Here is a 22590-nt window from a genome sequence, read left to right as displayed (position 1 = left end):
TCAAGTCTGTCAGCCGCGTTCGAGCAAGTCTTGCGCGATGGCGTGCCCGCCGCGGCCGAAGCGCGCATAGCGGCCGCGCGCCGCCTCGATCAGGATCGGCAGCAGACGCAGCGCCCGCGCCGCCGGAAGCTCGGCCCGGAACCGCTGATGCTCGACCTTGGCGCGCTGCGCCTCCAGGTAAGCGGCCGGCACCCGGGTGCCAAGCTGCTGCAAGCGCTGCAGCAGCGCTTCGGCCCTGCGCAGCCGCGCCACGTGCTTGTCGCCGCGTTCGGCAAAGGCCTTGGCCATCTTCTCGGACAACGTGAGCCGCCGTGCGCCGATCTGGTTGCTGGCGTGCTGGCGGTAGTCGATGGTCGGCTCGGGCAGCACGTCCATGCGGCCGATGGCTGCCGCCACGGCGGCCAGCCACTCGTCGTGCACCCACTCCGGTGCGAACGGCAGCGCTGTGTCGAGCAGGGTCTTGCGGAACATCGTGGTGGCGCCGGTCACGAGATTGCGCCGCAGCAGGACACCGAAGGCCTCGCCGCCCGCGATGGCCGCCAGTTCGGCAGGCTGCACCTCCAGCGCGTGGAAGAGCGTGGAGCCCAGGGGCTTCAGTTCGGCATCGACGAGGCGCGCGTCGGTGTGCAGCAGCAGCAGGTCGGGCCGCGCCTCGAACTGCGCCACCATGCGCGCGAGCCGGCCTGGATGCCAGGCGTCGTCCTGGTCGCACAGGGCGATGAGTTCATGGCTGCAGGCCCGCACGGCCTGCTCGAAGTTACGCGTGACGCCCAGGGGCGGCGTATTGCTGAACACGCGCAGCGCGACCTGGTCCGCCACGCCGCACTGCGCGAGGGTGTCACGCACGACGGCCAGGGTGTCGTCGGTCGAGCCGTCGTCGGACAGCACGATCTCCCGCGGCAACGGCGTCTGCGCGCAGATGCTTCGGACCTGCTCGGGAAGATAGCGCGCGCCGTTGCGGGTGCAGAGCGCGACGGAAACGTCGAGGGCCATCAGACCGGAGGCAGGCGGGGCGGCCAAGCGTAGCTGAAGTCTTCGCGGGCCAGCATGAGGTTGGGGCTGTAGGCGGGGTCGTTCTGGATGATGGCGCCCCAGCGTTTGTGCATGTAGGCGGCTTCGTCCTGGAACTGTGCCTGCTTCTGCGGCGAGACATCCTTGGCGCGGGTGGCGGACTCGTAGTGGAACAGCTCCGCGTAGGGCGTCCAGACGTTGCGCAGGCCCGCTTCGCGCAGCCGGAGGCAGAAGTCGATGTCGTTGAAGGATTCCTTCAGGTGCACTTCGTCAAGGCCGCCGACTTCGAGGTAGTGGCACTTCTGGATCACGAGGCAGGCCGCGGTGACCGCGGAGAGAGTCTGGATCAACGCCGCGCGGCCAGCATAGCCTTCGCGGCCCATCGGCATGCGGCGGTGCGAATGCGCGGCGATGCCCCCCACGCCCAGAATCACGCCGGCGTGCTGCAGAGTCTTGTTGGGGAACCACAGCCGCGCCCCCACGGCGCCCACGCCCGGCTGCACCGCAAGGCTCACCATCTCACTGAGCCAGTCCGGCGTGATGACCTCGATGTCGTTGTTGACCAAGGCCACTAGTTCGCCATTGGCCGCGGCAACCGCGCCGTTGTTCAGTGCCGCGTAGTTGAAATCGCGGTCGTCGCGCAGCACGCGGACATTCGGCTTCTCCGCGGCAATCCGCTTGAACCAGGCCAGCGTGTCCGGATCATCGGAGCCGTTGTCGACGATGATGATTTCGTAGTTCGAATAGCTGGTTTTCTCCAGGATCGATTCGACGCATTGCCGGGTCAGCTGCAAGGCGTTGCGTGTCGGGATGATCACGGAAACCAGCGGTAAGACATCGGGCAAGGCGTAATGCACGCGGTACCCGAAATCGAGGTGTTCGGCTGTGGCACGCACGCCTGTGCGCATGAAATGCTCGTTCAGCGCGCGCTCGCCTGCGATGGCCGCATAGGGCTTGGCGCTCATCGAACGGGCCGTGCTCTCGACGTGCACGCGCCAGTGGTACAGCACGCGCGGAATGTGCTGGATCTGGCTGGGCTGTATCCGCTCCATGCAGCGCAACACCAGATCCCAGTCTTGCGAGCCTTCCATGCCGACGCGGAAGCCTTCGACTGAACGCATCAGTTCGGTCGAAAGCACGCCCAGATGGCTGAACATGTTCTGCGAGCGGAAGAGATCGACGTTCCAGTCCGACTTGAAATAGGGCCCGAACCTGTGGCCGCCCTCGTCGACCTTGTCTTCGTCCGAATAGATCAGCTTCACGTCAGGATGGGTCGCGATGCAATCGGCCACCCAGAAAAGCGCGTGGGCCGGCAGCAGGTCGTCGTGGTCCATGAGCGCGACCCAGGAGCCCGAGACCAGTTCCAGCGCGCTGTTGGAAGCGGCCGAGATATGACCGTTTTTAGGGCGAAACACCACCTTGATGCGCGGGTCGCTCTCGCTGTACGACTTGAGGATCTCGCGCACCTCGGCCGAAGGCGACGCGTCGTCGGCGATGCAAAGCTCCCAGTTCGGATAGATCTGGCTGCGCACCGACTCGATAGCCTCGCGCAGCCACGCGGGGTTGGGGTTGTAGGTGGGCATCACGACCGAAATCAGCGGCCTGTCTTTCAGGGCAGCCACGCGCTGGGCGATCTTGTCGCGCAATTCGGGAGTAAGGGTGTCATAGCGCTGCACCCACTTCGTATAGTCGTTGTAGCCGCCGAAGCGCCGGCCCAGTTCCCAGCGGATGCCCGCCCACCCCGACTTCTTGAACATTCGCCATGCCCGCTGCACGCGCCCCATCATTCCGGGGCCTTGCCAGAGTCCGGCCAGGCCGAGGATGAATCGATAGACAGATTTCATAGATTGCGCACCCGCGAGGCGGATGAGGCGGAGCTTGTGGGAGAAATGTCGAAAAAAAGGCGGCGCCGAAACAATGCGTCACCGGCTGCGCGGGAGGGGATTATCTTCGCAACCATCTATCACGATGGCCGACGACAGCCGTTTCACCCCCGAACCAGTCCTCGGAGGGCTGCCCGTAAAATTGGCGGGTTACAAAGCAAAAGGAAAAGAATGAGGCTGCTCTCAGTGGTGCTCTCGGGAGGCGCCGGCTCCAGGCTCTGGCCTGCTTCACGCCAAGCCTTTCCCAAGCCGTTCATGAAGATCGGCGACTCCACGCTGCTCCAACAAGCCATCGAACGGGGCCAGGCTTGCGGCACCGGCGACCTGATGATCGTCACCAACAAAGACCATCTGTTCCTCACGAAAGACGTGCTCGGGCAGATGAGCGACCCGCCGACCACGACGTTTCTCCTTGAACCCAGGGGACGCAACACCGGTCCGGCCATCGCGCTTGCAGCGCTTCAATGTGCGCGCCAGTTCAGTGGCGACACAGTGATGCTCGTCCTTTCCGCAGACCACCTGGTGCCCGACGTGCATGCTTTCGTGGCCAGCGCGACGGAAGCCTTCCGCCTGGCGCAGGAAGGCAATCTCGTGGTTTTCGGCGTGAGCCCGACGAGCCCCGACACGGGCTTCGGCTATATCGAGGTCGAGCATGTCTCGCGCGAGAGCCAGGAAGTCAAGCGCTTCGTCGAGAAGCCCGACCTCGGGACGGCGCAGAAGTACCTGGCCACCGGCCGTTACTACTGGAACAGCGGCATGTTCGCGTTCACTGCCGACACCATCATCGCGGCGCTCGAGAAGCACGCCCCCGAGGTGATAAGAGCGGCAAGGCGCGCACTCGAAACCGCCAAGACCTCTGGCGCATCGGTCAATTTCGATCTGCATGCGTTCGGTTTGCAGCCGGACATCAGCATCGACTACGCGGTGCTGGAGCACGCCTCGAATGTCCACGTGGTGCCCGCCAAGTTCAGCTGGAGCGATGTGGGTTCGTGGCCTGCGGTGTCCAATGCGCTGACGCCTGACGCCAGCGGCAACACGCTTCCCGACGATGTCGTAGCCCTCGACACGACAGGCACGCACGTGCAGGTCGAAAGCTATGGCCCGAAGGTCGTTGCCACCATTGGCGTTCACGATCTCGTGATCGTCGACACGCCCGATGCGCTGCTAGTGCTTCACAAGGACAGCGCACAAAAGGTGAAGAAGGTCGTCGACGTGCTCAAGGCTCGCAAGCACGACACGGTGCACCTGCCGCCGGTGGTCCACCGTCCGTGGGGCACATACGCCTCGCTCAAGGAAGAGGAAGGCTACAAGGTCAAGCGCATCACCGTCAGACCCGGCGAAGCGCTGTCCCTGCAATACCATCACCAGCGCGCGGAGCACTGGGTGGTCGTACAGGGGCGCGCCATCGTGCAAATCGGAGACACCGAGCACGAGACGCTCCCGGGCCAGTATCGGTACATTCCCCTGAAGGAAAAACACCGCCTGACCAATATCGGCGACGAGGAGCTCGTGCTCATCGAAGTCCAGTGCGGCGGCTACCTGGGCGAAGACGACATCGTCCGCCTCGCAGACACTTACGGCCGTACATGAGTCAAGTCCACTCCAATCTTCACCGAAGCGCCTTGTCCGACTGGTGGCAAGGCACCCGCCGCACCGATATCTGGTGGACCCTCGCCTGGTTCGACATCGTCCTGCGCTATCGCCGCTCCATGCTCGGCCCGATGTGGCTCACCCTGAGCATGGGCGTGATGATCGGTGGCATGGGGCCGCTGTACAGCTCGCTGTTCGGCACCGAGCTCTCGCGCTTCTTTCCGCACCTGGCACTGGGCATCATCTTCTGGGGCTTTTTCTCCAGCATCGTGACCGATGCCTGCAACGCCTTCGTCGGATCGTCGAACTACCTGAAGCAGGGTTACTTTCCGATCAGCCTATTCGTCTGGCGCAGCCTGGCGCGCAACCTGATCCAGTTTGCACACCAGATCGTGCTCTACATCCCCGTGGCGATCTGGGCCGGCATTTCGCTGTCCTGGTCGGTGCTGCTCGTGCTGCCGGCCTTCGCCATCCTGATCGTCAACGCGCATGCACTGGGCCTGTTGCTGGGGCTGATTTGCACCCGCTACCGCGACGTCACGCAGATCGTCACCAGCGTGATGCAGATGCTGATGTTCCTGACACCAGTGTTCTGGCTGCCCGAAAGCCTCCCAGGCCGCGCCAAGTACGTGCTGTGGAACCCGTTCGCGCAGATGCTGGACCTGCTGCGCACGCCCCTGATGGGCGGCGTGGCGCACATCCACAGCTGGATCGGCATCCTGTTCTGGACGGTGTTGTGCCTGACTCTCGCCATCCTTCTGTTCTCGAAGTACCGCCGCCGCGTCGTCTACTGGCTCTGATCCATGGCATTCATCTCACTCAAAAACGTCGCCGTCAACTTTCCGATCTACGGTGCCGGTGCCAACTCTCTCAAGAAAACCCTTGCGGCCTCCGTGACCGGCGGGCGCTTCGGCAAGGAAACTGGCGTGACCGTGGTGCAGGCGCTCAGCGGCATCAACCTCGAGCTCAAGAGCGGTGACCGGCTCGGCCTGGTAGGCCACAACGGCGCGGGCAAGTCGACATTGCTGCGCACGCTGGCCGGCGTCTATGAGCCATCCTCAGGAGAGTTCGCGCGCCAAGGCTCGGTAGCCAGCTTGATCGATCCTTCGCTGGGCATCGAAATGGACGCGACGGGCGTGGAGAACATCATGCTGCGCGGCCTCGTGATGGGCATGAGCAAGAAGGAGATCGACCGCCTCACGCCTGACATCTGCGAATTCAGCGGCCTGGGCGAGTATGTGAACATGCCCGTGCGCACCTACTCGACCGGCATGATGATGCGCCTGGCGTTCTCGATCTCTACCAGTGTCGAAGCCGACATCCTGCTCATGGACGAATGGCTCTCGGTGGGCGACGCGGAATTCACCGAAAAGGCCGAGAAGCGGATGCGGGACGTGGTCTCGAAGTCCGGCATCCTGGTGCTCGCATCGCATTCGCCGGAACTCATTGCCAAAGAGTGCAACCGTGTGATTCACCTGGAGCACGGGCGGATCGTCGAGCAGTAATGTTTGGCGCGCAAACTCAGCGCCTTGTGCGCCGCAGCACGTCGATCTCTTCTAGACGTGCCTTGATCCTTCGCCCTGCGGCCTCCAGAGAGAGGTTGGCCTCGGCGCTCGCCTTGGCGCGAGCGCCGAGGCCACGCGCCCATACCTGATCGTCGTAGAGGCGACGCATGAGCCGTGCAGCGTGCTCGACCGACGGCTCCGCCCACTCAAGGTCGGCGTCGTAAGGAGGAATCGGCTTGCCGAGCTTCACGAGTTCATAGGGCACGAGCAGGCTGTTGCCGTCGTCCATGAAATCGACGTTGCCCGAGAAGTTGGTGGCGATCACGGGCTTGCCCATGAGCATGGCTTCCGCCATCGTGAGGCCAAGGCCTTCGCTGCGGTGGAGCGACACGTATGCGTCACAGGCATTCATGAGCGAGAGCACTTCATCGGGGCTGAACACTTGGTCGATGACCGTGATGTTCGCGCCGGCAGCGGCATCGCGCAGCTTCTGCAGCTCCGCCGGATGCCGGTCGCCGAACGAGGTTTTGAGGACCAGCGAGACCTTCTCGTCCTCACGAAAGGCGGCCCTGAAAGCGCGAATCAACCCCAACGGGTTCTTGCGCTCCATGACGCTCATCATGTGAAAGGTGAACAGGAAGGTGTAGCGGCCCTCGTCCAGACCGAAATCGCTGCGCTTGCGCACCTCGAAAGGCGTCAGCCGCACCCCAGGAAATAAGGTGCGAACCGGCACGGACAAGCGCTCGCGCAGGCCGCGTGCGATGAATTCCGTGGCCGTCCAGACCTCGTCGACCTGTTTCGCGCTTTCGACCCAGGCATCGGGGATCGAGTCGAACTCCCAGTACCAGTAAGCGATCCTGTAGGTCCGGGGCGAGCGTTCTGCAAGGTCGGCCCTCGCGTAGGCCTCCGGAAAAAAGGGTTCAGGCTGCGTATGTATGACCGTGACGTCGTACACCTCAAGGCCGTCGAAATCGACATGGTGCGGATCGTCCTTGGCGTCCGTTCGCAGGTCGCGCAGCGAAGTGTCGAGGCCGACCTGCCCAAGTGCCTCCGCGATCGACTCGACGGAGACTCGCAGGCCAGACGGATAGCAGAAATGGCCGATGATGTTCACGCCCGGCGTGAGCAGCGCCGACGCCACCGCGCGGGCATCCAGCGCCTGGCACCATCGACGGGCCTCGGCGCTCAGGCCGGCCTCCTCCGCGGAGGCCATCCATTCGAGCAACGCGAGCGCCTGGCCGGGATCTGAAAGGGCCTGTGGATGCCTGGCCTGCCACGCCGCCTGCGCGCCATAGCCCAGGCGAACCTGCAGCGCCGGCTCGTACCACTCGGGGGCGGCGTCCACGCCGACCCACTGCGGGTCGGCGCCGTAATGACGTGCGAACCAGGAGGCAAATGCGGACCAGCCAAAAACGGTCAACGCATCGGGAAACTGCTGCTGCCAATCAGGCGTGAACAAATAGGCCCGAGCCAACTCGGCGCGGGGGTTCTCGGCCGCCTGCATGAAGAGCCAGAGGATCTCTTCACGCCGCAAATGAGCCTCGGCCTCGCTCCACACATGCTGCATGAACCACCCGAGCAGGCTGTGCCGGCCCGCCGGAGTCAGCCCATGAGGCAGTACTTGCCGGATGCGCGGCTCGGCCATGAACGCCTGTCGCGCCCGCGCTGCGAAGTCCCCGGAAAAAAGTCCGGCGACATGCGCCTGCGAAACGGGCGTCAGGCCTGTGTCTTGCGCGCCATCGTCGCTTTGAAGCCACACCAGAAAGGCGTTCTTGTCAGCCGTCTCCGACAAAGCATAGGGAAACCTCGCATACAAGTCCTTACGGCCACGCAACAAGGACATGCAGAAGCGCGCGGCCGTCCACGTGTCGGTTACCGCCCCAGGATCGACGGAGGACCCGACGACCGACGCCGTCGGCGTGCCCGCCGCCTCGGACAGCGCAGCATCGCTGCACAGGTCCAGCAGCGCCGGCATGCCCGCCGCGACGTTGCCCTGCGCCAGCGCCTCCAGACGAGCGCGCTCCCTCTCGATCAGCCCCCCCAGCAGCTGCTCTCTCTCCTGGCTGGCCGCACGCTCTCGCAGGAAACGAAGCCGCTCGGGCATGCGCCATGGCGTCATCAACCAGAACGCGGCCTTCGGAACCCTTCGCGCGTTTCGGCGCAGCGCATCGAACCCTGTCATTTGTTATTTACTTTCTCTCGCAAACGTAATTTCTTCCGGATCGTGGGGTAATCGACGAGGAGATCATGCCCAAGAATGGGCGCTTTCACCTCGTAAAATGCGAAACATCCGCCCATCTGAGTGCATGTTTCCCAGGAACGTCCGCAGTCTTGCCGGCTGGTCCTTTTTGCACTTTTTGTTAACGACCCATGACGTTTATCTCATACGCGCAGAATTTCGAAGACGTCATGCTCTGGCGAGCACTCAAGCACGTGCCGGCCGGAAGGTACATCGACGTGGGCGCCCAGGACCCCGTCGTCGACTCGGTCAGCAAGGCGTTCTACGAACACGGCTGGCGCGGCATCCATGTCGAGCCGGTCCCTCGCTATGCGGACATGCTGCGCCGCGATCGCCCCGATGAAACGGTGTTGCAACTGGCGTTATCGGACGAAGCGGGCATCCTCGAACTCAACGTGTTCGAGGACACCGGCCTGAGCACCGGCGTCAAGGAGTTTGCGGACAGCCACCGCACACAGCACGGCCTCGCGCACCGCACCGTTGCGACGCCGATGCTGCCGATGCGCACCGCTTTCGCATCGCTCGCGGGGCAGCCGGTGCACTGGCTCAAGATCGACGTCGAGGGACTCGAAGAGGCAGTGCTGCGCGGCTGGGACAGCGAAGTGCTTCGGCCCTGGATCATCGTCATCGAAGCGACCGTGCCGATGTCGACCGAAGTCCGCTACCAGGGCGCGGAAGACATCCTGTTGGACGCCCGCTACGAATTCGTCTACTTTGACGGCCTCAATCGCTTCTATATCGCGGCCGAGCATTCTGAGCTGAAAGCGGCCTTCTCTTCACCGCCCAATGTGTTCGACGGGGTGCGCCTCAGCGGCTTGGCCAACTCTGAGCTATGCAGAGGGTTGCTGGAGGCCCATCGCGCCGAGATGGACAAGCTCGGCGAAACCATCCGAGTGCAGCGAAGCGAGGCCCTCGAAGCACTGGCCGAGGCAAGGGCTCAGGCTCAACGAAGGCAAAGCGAAATCGAGGCACAGGCCCAGCGCGACGTGCAGACCGCGTCCGCCGCACTGCAGCTGGCCGAATTGCAACGCAGCGCGGTTCAGCATCGGCTCGATGCCGTCCTGCACAGCTCGTCCTGGCAAATCACCGCCCCCATGCGCTCGGTTGGCACACTGTGCCGACGGCTACTTTCCGCGTTCCGTGAGGGCCGGTTGACCAGCGGCATCAAGCGCCGCATCAAATCTGGCCTGCGCATCTGCGCCCTCGCCGTGATGCGGCACCCGACGCTCAAGAGTGGCCTGCTGACCGTCCTGAAGCTCGTGCCCCCCCTGCACCGGCGGCTGCGCGCCATGCTCGCGCCTCCGCCCGCCGCACCACAGGGTGGCTCGCTGCCAGGCGACACCCTGTCGGCGATGTCGCCCGCCACGCGCGCCGTATACCTGGCACTGAAGGCAGCCAACGGACGCGAATGAGAGCGCCGCGCGCGCCGGTTTCCGCGCTGCCCCCGACCCCACATCACAAAGCCAAACGCTCGGAGTACTGCAAATGATCATCGTCACTGGAGCGACAGGCTTCATCGGATCGAATCTGGTCGCCCATTTGAATCAACTGGGCCACACCGACATCGTCATCGTCGACTGGCTCGGCACCGGCGAGAAATGGAAGAACATCGCCAAACACCGTTTCATCGAGTTCGTCTTTCCACAGGATTTCCCGGCCTTTCTCGAGAAGAGCAGCGGCGTGGTGGAGGCCGTGTTTCATATGGGCGCCATCTCGTCGACGACCGCAACGGACGGCGACGAAGTCGTCAGCAACAACATCCAGTTCTCGATGAATCTCTGGAACTGGTGCGCCGCCAGCCAAGTGCCCTTCTTCTATGCATCGTCGGCCGCAACCTACGGAGACGGTGATCAGGGGTTCGACGACACGCACGACATCGCCCCGCTTCGCCCGCTGAACCTGTACGGCTGGTCCAAGCAGGCATTCGACCGCTGGGCGCTCGGACAGGCGGAAAAAGGCATCTGCCCTCCCCGCTGGGCCGGCTTCAAGTTCTTCAACGTGTACGGCCCGAACGAATATCACAAGGCCGACATGATGAGCATCGTCGCGAAGAACCACTCCCGCGTGATGGCCAAGGAGCCTATCCACCTCTTCAAGTCGCATCGCCCCGACTTCAAGGACGGCGAGCAACTGCGCGACTTCGTTTACGTGAAGGACTGCTGCAAGGTCATGTCGTGGTTCATGGCCGACGCGCGCCAGAACGGCGTCTACAACCTCGGCACGGGTTCAGCCCGCTCGTTCCGCGACCTCATCGAGGCTGTGGGCACGGCATGCGGCATCAAGCCGGACATCCAGTACGTGCCCATGCCCGAAAACCTTCGCGGCAAGTACCAGTACTTCACGCAAGCGGCCATGCAGAAGCTTCGCGCAGCAGGGTATGACGAAGGCTTCTACTCCCTCGAAGAGGGCGTGGCCGACTACGTCCAAAGCTATCTCAACACGCCCGACAAGTTCGCCTGATATGCAGCAGCCTTCTTCCTCCCCCGCCAAGCCGCGCATCCTGGTCGTCGGCGACATCATGCTCGATCGCTACGTGATCGGCGAGGTGTCGCGTATCTCGCCGGAAGCGCCAGTTCCGGTGCTGGCCGCCAAGCACGAAGAAAACCGGCCTGGTGGCGCCGCCAACGTAGCTGCCAACATTTCAGCCATGGGCGGCGATGCGACGCTGCTGGCTGTTGTCGGTGAAGACAACGCCTCGGCGGAACTCGATGCCTGCCTGCAGCGCTACAACGTCAACACACTGTTCGTGAAGGACCCACAGGCCGGCACGACCCAGAAGACACGTCTGGTGGTCGGCTCGCAGCAAATAGCCCGTGTCGACCGGGACGTGCGGCCCACGGGCCAGACACAGCAACGGTTGCTGGAGGAGTTCGAACGCCAGGTGAGCCGCTACGACCTGGTGGTTTTTTCCGACTATGCCAAGGGCACGCTGGACCGGCTGCCTGAGTTCCTCGAAGCCGCGTCCAGGCAAGGCGTACCGACACTGGTCGACCCAAAACGGGTCACTCCGGAGTTCTATCGAGGGGCCTTCCTGCTGAAGCCGAACAACAGCGAATTCATCGGCCTCTTCGGCGCATACGGCTCCGACCAGGAGTTGATGGCCAAGGCCAGCGCCGCGATCGACGCGCTGCAGTTGCAGCACCTCGTCATCACGCGTGGTGCCAAAGGCATGGTCATCGTCAGCGCCGGCGGCCACACGGATTTCGTTCCCACTCGGGCACGTGACGTTTTCGACGTGTCAGGCGCGGGTGACACGGTGCTGGCCGCGCTGGCCACGGAACTGTCGGCCAAGCACTCCATCTCGGATGCCGTTCACCGAGCGAACGTGGCGGCCGGCATTGCCGTATCGCACCCCGGTACCTATGTCGTCAGCGAGCAAGAGATCGATGCGGAAGCCAACGACTTCAGCCACGAACACCCGAAGGTGCTGACCGAAGACCAGCTCAAGATCGCCCTGGTCAATCCCAGGCTGCATGGCAAGAAGATCGTCTTCACCAACGGTTGCTTCGACATCCTTCATCCGGGCCATGTCCGACTGCTGAAGGCGGCCCGTGCGCTGGGCGATGTTCTGGTGCTCGGGCTGAACTCCGACGACTCGGTCCGCAAACTGAAAGGGCCAGGCCGCCCGATCAACAACTTCCCCCACCGTGCGGAGGTGCTGGCCGGTCTAACCTCGGTGGACTACATCGTCGAATTCGATGCGCCGACACCGCTGGAAACCATCCAGTACGTGTTGCCGGACATTCTCGTGAAGGGTGGGGACTATCCCGTGGCCGATATCGTCGGTTACAGCGAAGTGACGGCACGCGGCGGACAAGTCATCGCACTCGATTTTCACGACGGATATTCGACGACCCGGATCGTCGATGAGATCAACAAGACCCGAAAGTCGTGACACAGGTGGAAAATTTCGAGGAACTGCGCGCGCGAATCGGCAACTGGCTGAGCGCCGACGCACTTTCACTATGGGTCGATAGCGGGCACGACGAAAAGTTCGGACTCTTCCACGAGAAACTCGATTTTTCGGGCCGCCCGCTTGAAGCGCTACCGCGGCGCCTGATGGTGCAGTGCCGCCAGTTGTACGTGCTAGCGCACTTGAGTTTGCGCGGCATGCGCGACAGCCGTGCCTTGATCGACCGCACCTGGCAGCAGGTGTTGCGCCGCTTCTATCGCAAGGACCTGCCGCATCGCTGGGCATTCTCCATCGGCCCCGACGGGGAGATCCATGACTGCAAGTGCGATTCGTACACGCTGGCATTCCTCCTTTTCGCCCTCGCCTGGCTCTACCGGCTGAAGCCCGATCCCTCTTACCTCGCGCTGTCCGACGAGGTGTTCGCGGTCCTTGAAGGCCCTTTGGCCGCCAGCAAGGGAGGCGTCATCGATGCACTGCCGAGGCCCGATGGTTTTCTGCGGCAGAACCCAACGATGCACTTGCTGGAGGCCTGCCTGGCACTCTATGAATCCGCAGGACGCCCACAGGACCTGACACGCGCGCACGCACTACACGCGAACTTTTCCACGCAGATGCTCTGGCGAGCGCAAGCCGCGTTGCCCGAACAACACGATGACGCCTGGAACGCCGAAGGCATCGCAGACAACTGGTACGAACCCGGCCACCATTTTGAATGGGTGTGGCTGCTGCGCCGCTTCTCGGTGTTGAGCGACGTGAATGTCGACGACGACGTTCGAATCCTGCTATCGCGCGCAGAGCGCGAGGGCATCGATGCCGAGGGCTTCGCCGTAGAGCGCGTCAGCATTCTTGGCGGCGCTCCGGTCGGCAGCCGCCGCTCCTGGGGCACCTGCGAATATCTGAAGGCTTGCGCCGCCGAAGCGGAAGCAACACCCGCAGATGCGGACAAGTGGCGAGATAAGGCTGCCAGCGCGCTGGCAGCCTTGCATAGCGGCTTCCTTTCGATCGAGCCCTACGGTCTTTGGCGAGACCGCATCGATGCCCAAGGAAAGACACTATCGGCCGATGTTCCGGCTAGCAGCCTTTATCACTTCGTCTTTGCACTCATGGAGTGCGAGCGTGTGTTCGGCCGCGTTCTACAGCATCCTCCCGCCTCGACATCGGCGAAGGCGCCCGCGCTGTTTCTTGACCGGGACGGCGTGATCAACATCGACACGCACTACCCGAGCAAACCCGAAGACATCACCTTCATCGAAGGGGCGAGCGACGCCATCAGGCTCGCCCAGTCCCTAGGCTACAAGGTCGTGGTGGTGTCGAATCAGTCGGGCATTGCCCGCGGCTATGCCAGCGAAGCCCAGTTGCTGGCCCTGCATCAGTGGATGGCCGCACGTCTCCAGGAAAAGGGGGCTCATGTCGATGCCTGGTATCACTGCCCTTTCCACGACGAAGCAAAGAATCCGGCCTACCGACACGAAGATCACTTCGATCGCAAGCCGAATCCAGGCATGGTTCTTCGTGCAGCACTCGACCTGAACATCGACCTCAACCGCTCGCTGCTGATTGGCGACAACGAATCGGATGTCACCGCTGCCACTCGCGCGGGCGTTCCTGGCCATCTGTTCAAAGGTGTGGACCTGTTTGAATTCGCACAACCGCTATTGGGAAAAGTCTAGATCTCGGTCTTCTCATCTGTCACGCCAAATCACCAGTAAATCCGATGCGAATCATCATTGACATGCAGGGAGCCCAGACCGAAAGCCGCTTCCGCGGAATCGGACGGTACAGCCTCTCGCTGGCCTTGGCCATTGCACGAGTCGCGGAAAAGCACGAAGTCTTCCTGGCACTGAACGGGCTGTTGCCCGATTCGATCGACGCCATCAGGGAAGCCTTTGCAGACATTCTTCCGCGCCAGAACATCCGCGTCTGGAATGCCCTCGGGCCCACGCGCGAACTCGACCCCGCCAATAGCACGCGCCGGGAAATTGCAGAGCACGTGCGCGAAGCTTTCATTCTTTCGCTCAAGCCGGACGTCGTGCTGGTAACGAGCCTTTTCGAAGGACTGGGCGACGATGCAGTCGTCAGCGTCGGCAATTTCGACACGAAGACACCGACGGCCGTCATCCTGTACGACCTGATCCCACTGCTGAACCCCGATATTCACTTTCGCTCCAGTCCACTTCGCCAAGAGTACTACGCGCGCAAGATCGAATCACTAAAGCGCAGCAAGCTCTTGCTGGCCATCTCCGAAAGCGCCCGTGGCGAAGCGTTGCGGGGGCTTTCATTCGCACCCGACGATGTGACGAATATTTCGGGTGCGTGCGATGTCTCGTTCAAGAAAATCGCACTGACCGAGGCGGAGCAGCAGGCCATTCGTGCGAAGTTCTCGATTCCGCTGGAATTCGTGCTCTACACAGGTGGCGCCGACGAACGAAAGAACCTCGCGCGTCTAGTCGCGGCTTATGCGCAGTTGCCCACCAACGTTCGCCAGATTCACCGGCTCGTCATGGCAGGCCGCATGCCCAGCGGCGAAGTAATGGCCTTGCAGATCCGTGCCAGGGAAGCCGGACTGGGAAGCGACGAACTCGTCTTCACCGGCTACATATCCGACGAAGAGCTGCTTGCGCTCTACAACATGTGCAAGCTTTTCGTCTTTCCCTCCACTCACGAGGGCTTCGGGATTCCGCCGCTGGAAGCCATGTCCTGCGGCGCCGCGGTCATCGTCGCGAACAGTACCAGCCTGCCCGAGGTCATCGGCTCCAGCGAGGCGATGTTCGACCCTGAGTCGATCGATGCCATCAGGGACAAGATGCTTCAAGCCCTGACGGATGAGGCATTTCGCGCGTTGCTGTTGCGCAATGCCTCCGTGCAGGCAGCGGCATTTTCTTGGGACCAGAGCGGCCGCAAGGCGATCGAGGCCCTCGAACGCTTCGATGTCCAGGCAACAAGAAGCATCAGGCGTCTGTCACGCATCGAAAAGACGACCATCTTCCAGCCCAGCCACAAGCGCATTCTGGTGCTCAAGCTCGACCATCTGGGAGACCTGATCCTCGCGATGCCGGCCATCGCCAAACTGAAGGCGCGCTACCCCGACGCAACACTCGAGATCGCGGTGGGTAGCTGGAACCTCGAACTGGCGAAGATGTTTCCCTTCTTCGACAAGATCCACACGCTAGACTACTTCAAGAAGCAATCCGCGAGCCAGGCATCGATAGCCCAGGAAGAACTCCGATCCTTCTTCGCCCAGCTTGGCACGTTCGACATTGCCATCGATCTGCGCAGGCAAAGCGACACACGCTTTGTGTTGAAGGGCGTCAAGGCCGAGCTGAAGATCGGCTACCAAACCTTCGATCCAGCCGTCGACTCTGTACTCGACATTGCCCTGGACGCAGTCCAGGATGCGCCGTTCCTCGAAACCTCGATGAACCGCACCTCCATCAGCAATCAGATGCTCGCGCTGGTCGATGCGCTTCCCACCGATCCGGGCGACTTCATTTCATTGCCTCGCCTTTTCGCGTCGACGGAAAGAAAAAAAGGCTCCATCGCGCTTTTCCCGTATGCGGGCAACGACGTCAAGGAATGGGAGATCGCGAAGTTTCAGGCGCTGGCTTCCAGGCTCTGTGCTGCGGACAGCGTGACGGAGATCAACATCTTCTTTGCGTCGCCGGCCGAAGCACAAAGGCACGCTTTCGATCCCTCCCCCAAGGTGATTGCGCATACGGGACTGAGCATTCCCGCGCTGATGGAATCGGTGGCGCACAACGCTGTCTGCATTGCCAACAATTCGGGTGGCGCCCATATCGCCTCCTATCTGGGCTTGACGGTGGTCGGCGTCTATGGCGGACACGAAACTGCGGCGGAATGGGCTCCCGTGTTCCCAAACAGCTTCGTCATCCATCGGGAGGCCGATTGCTCTCCCTGTCACATTGCGACCCGCGCCGACTGCAAGTACGAGCTGTACTGCCTGTCTGACATCACAGTTGACGAGGTTTACGACCTTGTCATGGAGGCGGTGAATGCGACAGGTATTTCGACCTCCGCGCCAGTGTTGACGAACAAGGCCATCACCAGCCAACTGATTGCTGCACTCGGGCCTCACCTGCGCAATGAGGCCGACGATGATGTCGCCGCAATTGCTCGTTGCATCACGTCGAACATTAGGCCGGCCAACTTCGGCGCCCGCATCTTCGTCGATGTCTCGGAGCTCGTTCACCGCGATTCCAAGACCGGCATCCAGCGCGTGACCCGAAGCATTCTCAAGGAGTTGCTCGAGAACCCGCCAGCCGGTTTCGAGATCGTGCCCGTCTACGCCACAATGGAAACGAAGGGCTACTTCGCTGCAAGGAATTTCCTGACCAAATTCGGCGGGAAAGGCTTTCAGCATGGCGTTTCCGACGAAGCTGTCGATTTCTATACCGAGGACATCTTCCTGGGCCTGGACTTCCATCCGCATGTGGTGTGCGCGCAAAAGAGCGCCTTGGACAACATGCACCGCGCCGGGGTCAAGGTTCTATTCGTGGTGTACGACCTGCTGTGCGTTCAAATGCCGCAGCATTTCGTCGACGGCACCGTCCAGGGCTTCAGTCAATGGCTGGACGCCATTGCAGCCTACGACGGCGCATTCTGTATTTCGAAGTCGGTGGCAGACGATCTTTCTGCCTATATGCAACGAGTTCATCCCGCACGAGCAAGGCACTTCGACATTGGCTGGTTCCACATCGGTGCGGACATCGAGAGTTCGAGCCCAAGCAAAGGCCTCCCCGCCAATGCAGAGCAGATTCTGCAGTCACTGCAGGCACGCCCCAGCTTCCTGACAGTGGGAACCGTCGAACCGCGCAAAGGGCACACACAGACCCTTGACGCCTTTGACCTGCTCTGGGGGCGCGAGGTCGATGCGAATCTGGTTATCGTGGGCAAGCAGGGCTGGCTCGTCGACAGGCTGGCCGAGAGGTTGCGCAACCATCCCGAGGCAGGCAAGCGGCTTTTCTGGCTGGATAACATCAGCGACGAGTACCTCGAACGCATCTATGGCGCGTCGACCTGCCTGGTCGCGGCTTCGGAGGGCGAAGGATTCGGGCTACCCCTGATCGAGGCCGCACGCCACAAGACTCCGATCATCGCGAGGGATCTGGCGGTCTTCAAGGAGGTGGCAGGGCAAAATGCATACTATTTCCATGGAATCACGGCAAGTGCACTGGCGGACGCTATCCAGTCATGGTCCACGTTGTTCAAGGAACAGTCCCACCCGAAGTCGGACGCCATGCCATGGCTGACTTGGCGCCAAACCACGCAAGACCTGTTGAAGCTGGTCCGTTGTGCCGATGCCGGCACACCATGTATCCAATCCAAACCCCTCGAAGAGTTGAGTCATGAATAAAAGAGCTGTCATCACTGGAATCACGGGCCAAGACGGGGCCTATCTGGCCGAACTGCTGCTGGCCAAGGGCTATGTCGTCTACGGAACCTACCGCCGCACGAGTTCGGTGAATTTCTGGCGCATCGAGGAACTCGGCATTCAGAATGACCCGAACCTGCACCTCGTCGAATACGACCTGACCGATCTGGGCAGTTCCCTGTCCCTGATCCGCGACACCACACCAGACGAGGTGTACAACCTTGCTGCGCAGAGTTTCGTGGGCGTGAGCTTCAACCAGCCCGCAGCCACCGCCCAGATTACCGGAGTGGGTGCGCTGAACCTGCTCGAGGCCATTCGCCTGACGAACACCAAGATCCGCTTCTACCAGGCCTCGACTTCGGAAATGTTCGGCAAAGTCCAGGCCGTGCCGCAGGTCGAAGACACGCCCTTCTATCCGCGAAGCCCTTATGGCGTCGCCAAGCTCTACGCACACTGGATGACGATCAACTACCGCGAGAGCTACGACATCTTCGGCTGCAGCGGCATCCTGTTCAATCACGAGAGCCCGCTGCGTGGCCGCGAATTCGTGACGCGCAAGATCACCGACAGCGTCGCCAAGATCAAGCTCGGCAAGCTCGACGTTCTGGAACTCGGCAACCTCGACGCCAAGCGCGATTGGGGCTTTGCCAAAGAGTACGTCGAAGGCATGTGGCGCATGTTGCAGGTCGCCGAGCCGGACACCTATGTGCTTGCGACCAATCGCACTGAAACCGTTCGCGATTTCGTGACTATGGCTTTCAAGGGCGCCGGCATTGCCGTCGAGTTCAAGGGAACCGGCGAAGGCGAATCTGCCGTAGACACCGCCACCGGCAAGGCGGTGATGCGCGTGAATCCGAAGTTCTACCGTCCAGCCGAAGTCGAGCTGCTGATCGGCAACCCGGCCAAGGCGCACGAAAAGCTCGGTTGGAAGCCGCAAACCACGCTGGAACAGCTGTGCCAGATGATGGTCGAGGCCGACCTTGAGCGGAACAAGAAGGGCTTCTCGTTTTGAAGATCTTCCTGACCGGCGCAGAGGGGTTCACCGGTCGCTACTTTGCAGATCGGGCCGCCGCCGCCGGCCACAACGTCGTCCCTATGCAGGCGGACCTGACGAACCGCGAAGCGCTGACTCGCGAGGTGCTGTCGGTGCAGCCGCAGGTCGTTGTGCATCTGGCGGCCATCAGCTTCGTCGGGCATACGGACAGCAGTGCGTTCTACGCAGTGAATGTGGTCGGCACGACGAACCTGCTCGAAGCCTTGACACGACTGCCATCTGCGCCGCATCGCGTGCTAATCGCCAGCAGTGCAAACATCTACGGCAACAGCGAACAATCGCCGCTGACTGAAACCCAGCCACCAGCGCCCGTCAACCACTACGCGATGAGCAAGCTGGCGATGGAATACATGGCCAGAACGTTTGCCGAGCGGCTGAACCTTGTCATTGCTCGCCCGTTCAACTACACGGGCCACGGCCAGGACATCAACTTCGTAATCCCCAAGCTCGCCAAGCATTTCGCCGAGAGGGCCAGTTCCATCTCGCTCGGCAACCTGGATGTGGAACGCGAGTTCAACGACGTGCAAATGGTGTGCGACGCTTACCTCTGCCTCATGGAGCACGGCCGTCCCGGTGAAGCCTACAACGTGTGCTCGGGTCAACCCCATACGCTGCGAGAGGTGATTGCATGTTTCGAAAAGGTCACCGGCCATCGCATGGATGTCGAGGTCAATCCTGCTTTCGTTCGCAAGAACGAGGTGCACCGCCTCTGCGGCAGCCCCGACAAGCTGAATGCCTTGCTGCGCGACTGTGGCGTGGCTTTTGCACCGCCGACGCTTCAAGACACCTTGGCGCGCATGCTCTGATGCGGCCGCCAAGACCGCAACGAGATAACGTTCGAGCCTCCCAATTCCCGTTTTGATCAACCATAACAACATCATGAGCCAGTCCATGTCGACGACTCTCTATCGAGGGCAGCGCGTTGCGCTGATCGTTCCCTGCTACAACGAAGATCCCACCATCGCCGGTGTGGTCAGGGACTTCCGCGCGGCCATGCCATGCATCGACGCCTACGTCTACGACAACATGTCGAGCGACAGGACCGCGGATTTCGCCAGGGCGGAAAATGCGCACGTGAGAACAGTCACCCTGCGCGGCAAGGGCAATGTCGTGCGGCGCATGTTCGCGGACACCGAGGCGGACGTCTACGTGATGGTGGATGGCGACGGGACCTACGATGCATCCTCGGTTTGCCGAATGGTGGACAAGCTTCTCGACGAGGGCCTAGACATGGTCGTGGGATGCCGGGAGACCAGTGCCGAAGATGCTCAGGCCGCCTACCGGCGCGGGCACCAATGGGGCAACAAGATGCTCACCGGGAGTGTGAAAGGCATTTTCGGCGGCGACTTCAATGACATGCTGTCAGGGTATCGGGTGTTTTCGCGCCGGTACGCCAAGTCTTTTCCCGCACTGTCGCGGGGATTCGAGATCGAAACCGAACTGACAGTGCACGCGCTCGAACTGCGCATGCCCTACGGGGAACTAATGACTCCGTACGGATCGCGCCCCGAGGGATCGGCCAGCAAGTTGTCGACTTACCGCGACGGCTGGCGCATTCTCAAGACGATCATTCGGCTTCACGCCAGCGAGCGCCCGATCGCATTCTTCGGCGGCTGGGCTGCCGCGTTCTGCATTGCGGCGCTGGTGCTGGCCTTTCCTCTTCTCGTTCAGTATCTCGAGGCCGGCAATGTCCCGCGCCTGCCGACAGCAGTGCTGTCCGCCTCTCTCATGCTCATGGCCATGCTTGCGCTGACCTGCGGGTTGATTCTGCAGAATATCACTCAAGGCCGGCATGAAATGAAGTGCCTGGCCTTCCTGGGAATTCCAGCCACGCGCGCTGATGCCACCGAGCACTGACGCGATGAAGTACCTAAGAGAAACAAGAATTCCGATCTGGTTGGTCCTGGGTCTAGGCACGCTGGTCTACTGCTACTTCTACCTGAACCACCCGGCGCTGCCAGGCAACAACCTCGAGTACCCGCGCGGATGGTGGGGCTGGTTCGATCAAGGCGAGTACATCAAGGCGGCAGCGGCCATCAGGATTGGCGATTTTTCTCACGCCAAGCACGCCTACCCACCGCTGTACCCGGCGATCGGATCGATCTTCATGCCGGTCTTGCCGGTGCATCCGTTCTTCTTCTTCAACCTGCTGAGCCTGCTGGCGTTTGCGTACGTTTTTGTAGCGTTCGCAACGCGCTACATGTCGCAGTTGGAGGCGTTCGCGCTGCTGGCGATTTCGCTGTACTTCAACGAAATCATCATCCTCAACTTCGCCATCCCCTGGACCACCACGGGTACGACGCTGATCTACGCGGTCACCATCTATCAACTGCTTCAAAAGTCTAAACAAGAGAAGCCGAGTGACGGCATGGCGCTGCAGAGCGCCAAGGCCTTTCTCTTTTCGAGTGCGTTCAGCCTGCTGGCCATTCTTCGACCTGTGGACGCAGGGGCGGCAGCGGTCTTCTATCCGGCCTACCTGTATTTCTCGTTCAAGAGCCTGAGCGGGACCGCAGCGCCTAGACGCACAGCACTCTTGCTCGCTCAGGCCGTCTCACTCGGTGCTGGCCTGCTCGTCGGGATGGGGCTCTTCTTCCTGTTCAACCTGAAAGTCCATGGCCATGTACTGGGGGGCTACTTCCAGTCGACGGCTACGGCGTCCGGCTACTTCCCGCTGGAACTGCCCAGAAAAATCTTCTCGCTCGTCTTCGACTCCAATACCGTCTTTCTCGAGCCGAACGGGGCGCTGATCACACACTTTCCGTGGTTGGTCTTGAGCATCATCGGAGTGACCGCAGCGCTGGTGCGCGGATCCGCAATGCTTCGGGTGATGGCTGCAGCCCTCTGTCTGCAGTTCTGCCTGTACGCCCCCTATGGAGACCTGCTTCCGAACGGCGTCTACCGCTACTACAACATCCACTACTTCAAGTGGATGTTCCCGTACCTGGCATTCTTTGGATGGCTTGTCGTGCGATGGATTTTCCAGAGTCCGGCAAGCTCTCGTCCGAAGGGCCTGACGGTTCGGACACTGGTGGTCCTGATCGCAGTTGCTGCTCTGCTGTCGCCACAGTACAAGGTCAAGCCAGCGTCACCGATTGCGCTCGAGAAGATCGGGCCAGACAACCGGGTCGCCTTCTCGACCAACGGAGACGGTATCGACTTCATCGATTTCTATGGCATGGCCGGCGGCTTCAATGAAATTTACCTTGGCGATCACCATATGCTCGCGGACGGAAAGCCGCTGAACCGCGTCAAGGAGTTCCGGCTGCTGCCCGCGCCATGGGGCGTGCGAGTCTTCTTCAATAAACGGGTGCGTGCCAAGGAATTCGTGCTCACACCCGACAAGGGCGTGAACCTGCCCGCCGGTGAACTGACGATGAAGGCTTCAACCTATCGATTCAGGCTCGGCATGCCGAAATTGATTCACGACGCTCCACCAAAAATTCACTGAAATATTTCAGCGGCATCGAAGCTCAGCCCTGCCGCGTCCTTCGCGGACAACGCAGGGACAGCCCCAGTATCCGGCCACTCGATGCCGATCGACGCATCGTCCCAGCGAATGCATCGCTCATGCGCCGGCGCGTAGTAGTCAGTCGTCTTGTAGAGAAAATCGGCGGTTTCGCTCAGCACCAGGAAGCCATGGGCAAATCCCGCCGGCACCCACAGCTGCTTGTGGTTGCTTTCCGAGAGCTCGACACCAACCCATTGACCGAAGGTCGGCGATGAGCGGCGAATATCTACCGCCACGTCGAACACCGCGCCGCTGACCACGCGTACGAGCTTCCCCTGTGGCTGCTGAACTTGGTAGTGCAATCCACGCAGCACACTCCTCACCGAGCGGGAATGGTTGTCCTGCACGAAGTCGACATGCCGGCCAACGGCCTCGTCGAAAGCCTTCTGGTTGAAGCTCTCGAAGAAGAAGCCGCGTGCGTCGCCGAAGACCTTGGGTTCGATCACCAGAACGTCGGGAATGGATGTAGATGTTGCTTTCATGGCTGGGGAATCAGAG

At 61.6% G+C, this 22590-nt stretch carries 16 protein-coding genes; 12 read left to right on the top strand and 4 right to left on the bottom strand.

Features of this window, described 5'->3' with window-relative positions; translation table 11 throughout:
• Window positions 1-9: 9 nt before the first annotated feature.
• Both BLW48_RS26085 and BLW48_RS26080 read right to left on the bottom strand, forming a co-directional pair.
• Window positions 10-993, bottom strand: a complete 984-nt coding sequence (locus BLW48_RS26085; protein ID WP_093178341.1) for a glycosyltransferase family 2 protein — start codon at window positions 991-993, stop codon at window positions 10-12.
• Window positions 993-2855, bottom strand: a complete 1863-nt coding sequence (locus BLW48_RS26080) for a glycosyltransferase family 2 protein (RefSeq protein WP_256330929.1) — start codon at window positions 2853-2855, stop codon at window positions 993-995. The genes BLW48_RS26085 and BLW48_RS26080 overlap by 1 nt, the downstream gene beginning before the upstream one ends.
• 210 nt (window positions 2856-3065) lie before the next feature.
• Here BLW48_RS26080 and BLW48_RS26075 point away from each other — a divergent pair, with 210 nt between their 5' ends.
• The 3 genes from BLW48_RS26075 to BLW48_RS26065 are packed head-to-tail and all read left to right on the top strand — an operon-like array spanning window position 3066 to window position 5989.
• Complete coding sequence (locus BLW48_RS26075) at window positions 3066-4484, top strand: mannose-1-phosphate guanylyltransferase/mannose-6-phosphate isomerase (RefSeq protein ID WP_093178338.1); 1419 nt, start codon at window positions 3066-3068, stop codon at window positions 4482-4484.
• Between the two features lie 32 nt (window positions 4485-4516).
• Window positions 4517-5284 carry an ABC transporter permease gene (locus tag BLW48_RS26070; RefSeq protein WP_256330928.1) on the top strand — a complete coding sequence of 256 codons (768 nt, stop codon included), beginning with the start codon at window positions 4517-4519 and terminating at the stop codon, window positions 5282-5284.
• Between the two features lie 3 nt (window positions 5285-5287).
• Window positions 5288-5989 carry an ABC transporter ATP-binding protein gene (locus BLW48_RS26065; RefSeq protein ID WP_093178336.1) on the top strand — a complete coding sequence of 234 codons (702 nt, stop codon included), beginning with the start codon at window positions 5288-5290 and terminating at the stop codon, window positions 5987-5989.
• A gap of 16 nt (window positions 5990-6005) precedes the next feature.
• Here the strand turns inward: BLW48_RS26065 and BLW48_RS26060 are convergent, their stop codons facing one another.
• The gene (locus BLW48_RS26060; protein ID WP_093178335.1) at window positions 6006-8171 is read right to left on the bottom strand and encodes a glycosyltransferase family 4 protein; all 2166 of its coding nucleotides are present in this window, start codon (window positions 8169-8171) and stop codon (window positions 6006-6008) included.
• Window positions 8172-8359: 188 nt separating this feature from the next.
• Here BLW48_RS26060 and BLW48_RS26055 point away from each other — a divergent pair, with 188 nt between their 5' ends.
• The 9 genes from BLW48_RS26055 to BLW48_RS26015 all read left to right on the top strand — a co-directional run bounded on the left by BLW48_RS26055 (window position 8360) and on the right by BLW48_RS26015 (window position 22032).
• Window positions 8360-9640: an FkbM family methyltransferase gene (locus BLW48_RS26055; RefSeq protein ID WP_093178333.1), complete on the top strand. Its 1281-nt coding sequence runs from the start codon at window positions 8360-8362 to the stop codon at window positions 9638-9640.
• Window positions 9641-9713: 73 nt separating this feature from the next.
• On the top strand, window positions 9714-10688 hold the full coding sequence (gene rfaD / locus BLW48_RS26050; RefSeq protein ID WP_093178332.1) for an ADP-glyceromanno-heptose 6-epimerase: 975 nt from the start codon (window positions 9714-9716) through the stop codon (window positions 10686-10688).
• Between the two features lies 1 nt (window position 10689).
• A complete protein-coding gene (hldE, locus tag BLW48_RS26045; protein ID WP_093178330.1) occupies window positions 10690-12123 on the top strand; it encodes a bifunctional D-glycero-beta-D-manno-heptose-7-phosphate kinase/D-glycero-beta-D-manno-heptose 1-phosphate adenylyltransferase HldE in 1434 nt (477 codons plus the stop codon).
• Complete coding sequence (locus BLW48_RS26040; RefSeq protein WP_093178329.1) at window positions 12120-13811, top strand: HAD-IIIA family hydrolase; 1692 nt, start codon at window positions 12120-12122, stop codon at window positions 13809-13811. Before hldE ends, BLW48_RS26040 begins: the two co-directional genes overlap by 4 nt.
• Window positions 13812-13855: 44 nt before the next feature.
• Window positions 13856-17512 (top strand): glycosyltransferase, encoded by a 3657-nt coding sequence (locus tag BLW48_RS26035; protein WP_093178327.1) that lies wholly within the window; start codon window positions 13856-13858, stop codon window positions 17510-17512.
• Window positions 17505-18542 carry a GDP-mannose 4,6-dehydratase gene (gene gmd, locus BLW48_RS26030; RefSeq protein WP_093178326.1) on the top strand — a complete coding sequence of 346 codons (1038 nt, stop codon included), beginning with the start codon at window positions 17505-17507 and terminating at the stop codon, window positions 18540-18542. Before BLW48_RS26035 ends, gmd begins: the two co-directional genes overlap by 8 nt.
• Window positions 18539-19390 carry a GDP-mannose 4,6-dehydratase gene (locus BLW48_RS26025; RefSeq protein WP_093178324.1) on the top strand — a complete coding sequence of 284 codons (852 nt, stop codon included), beginning with the start codon at window positions 18539-18541 and terminating at the stop codon, window positions 19388-19390. The genes gmd and BLW48_RS26025 overlap by 4 nt, the downstream gene beginning before the upstream one ends.
• A 73-nt stretch (window positions 19391-19463) precedes the next feature.
• Window positions 19464-20441 carry a glycosyltransferase gene (locus tag BLW48_RS26020; protein WP_256330926.1) on the top strand — a complete coding sequence of 326 codons (978 nt, stop codon included), beginning with the start codon at window positions 19464-19466 and terminating at the stop codon, window positions 20439-20441.
• Window positions 20442-20445: 4 nt separating this feature from the next.
• Window positions 20446-22032, top strand: coding sequence for a hypothetical protein (locus tag BLW48_RS26015; protein ID WP_143047785.1), 1587 nt, complete (start codon window positions 20446-20448; stop codon window positions 22030-22032).
• Here the strand turns inward: BLW48_RS26015 and rfbC are convergent.
• A complete protein-coding gene (gene rfbC, locus BLW48_RS26010; protein ID WP_093178321.1) occupies window positions 22026-22574 on the bottom strand; it encodes a dTDP-4-dehydrorhamnose 3,5-epimerase in 549 nt (182 codons plus the stop codon). The genes BLW48_RS26015 and rfbC overlap by 7 nt on opposite strands.
• Window positions 22575-22590: the final 16 nt, after the last annotated feature.

It is taken from the genome of Variovorax sp. YR266 (assembly GCF_900107295.1).
Taxonomy (GTDB): Bacteria; Pseudomonadota; Gammaproteobacteria; order Burkholderiales; family Burkholderiaceae_C; genus Variovorax.
Note: the sequence above shows the minus strand (reverse complement) of the source record. Positions and strands in the feature narration are given on the sequence as shown.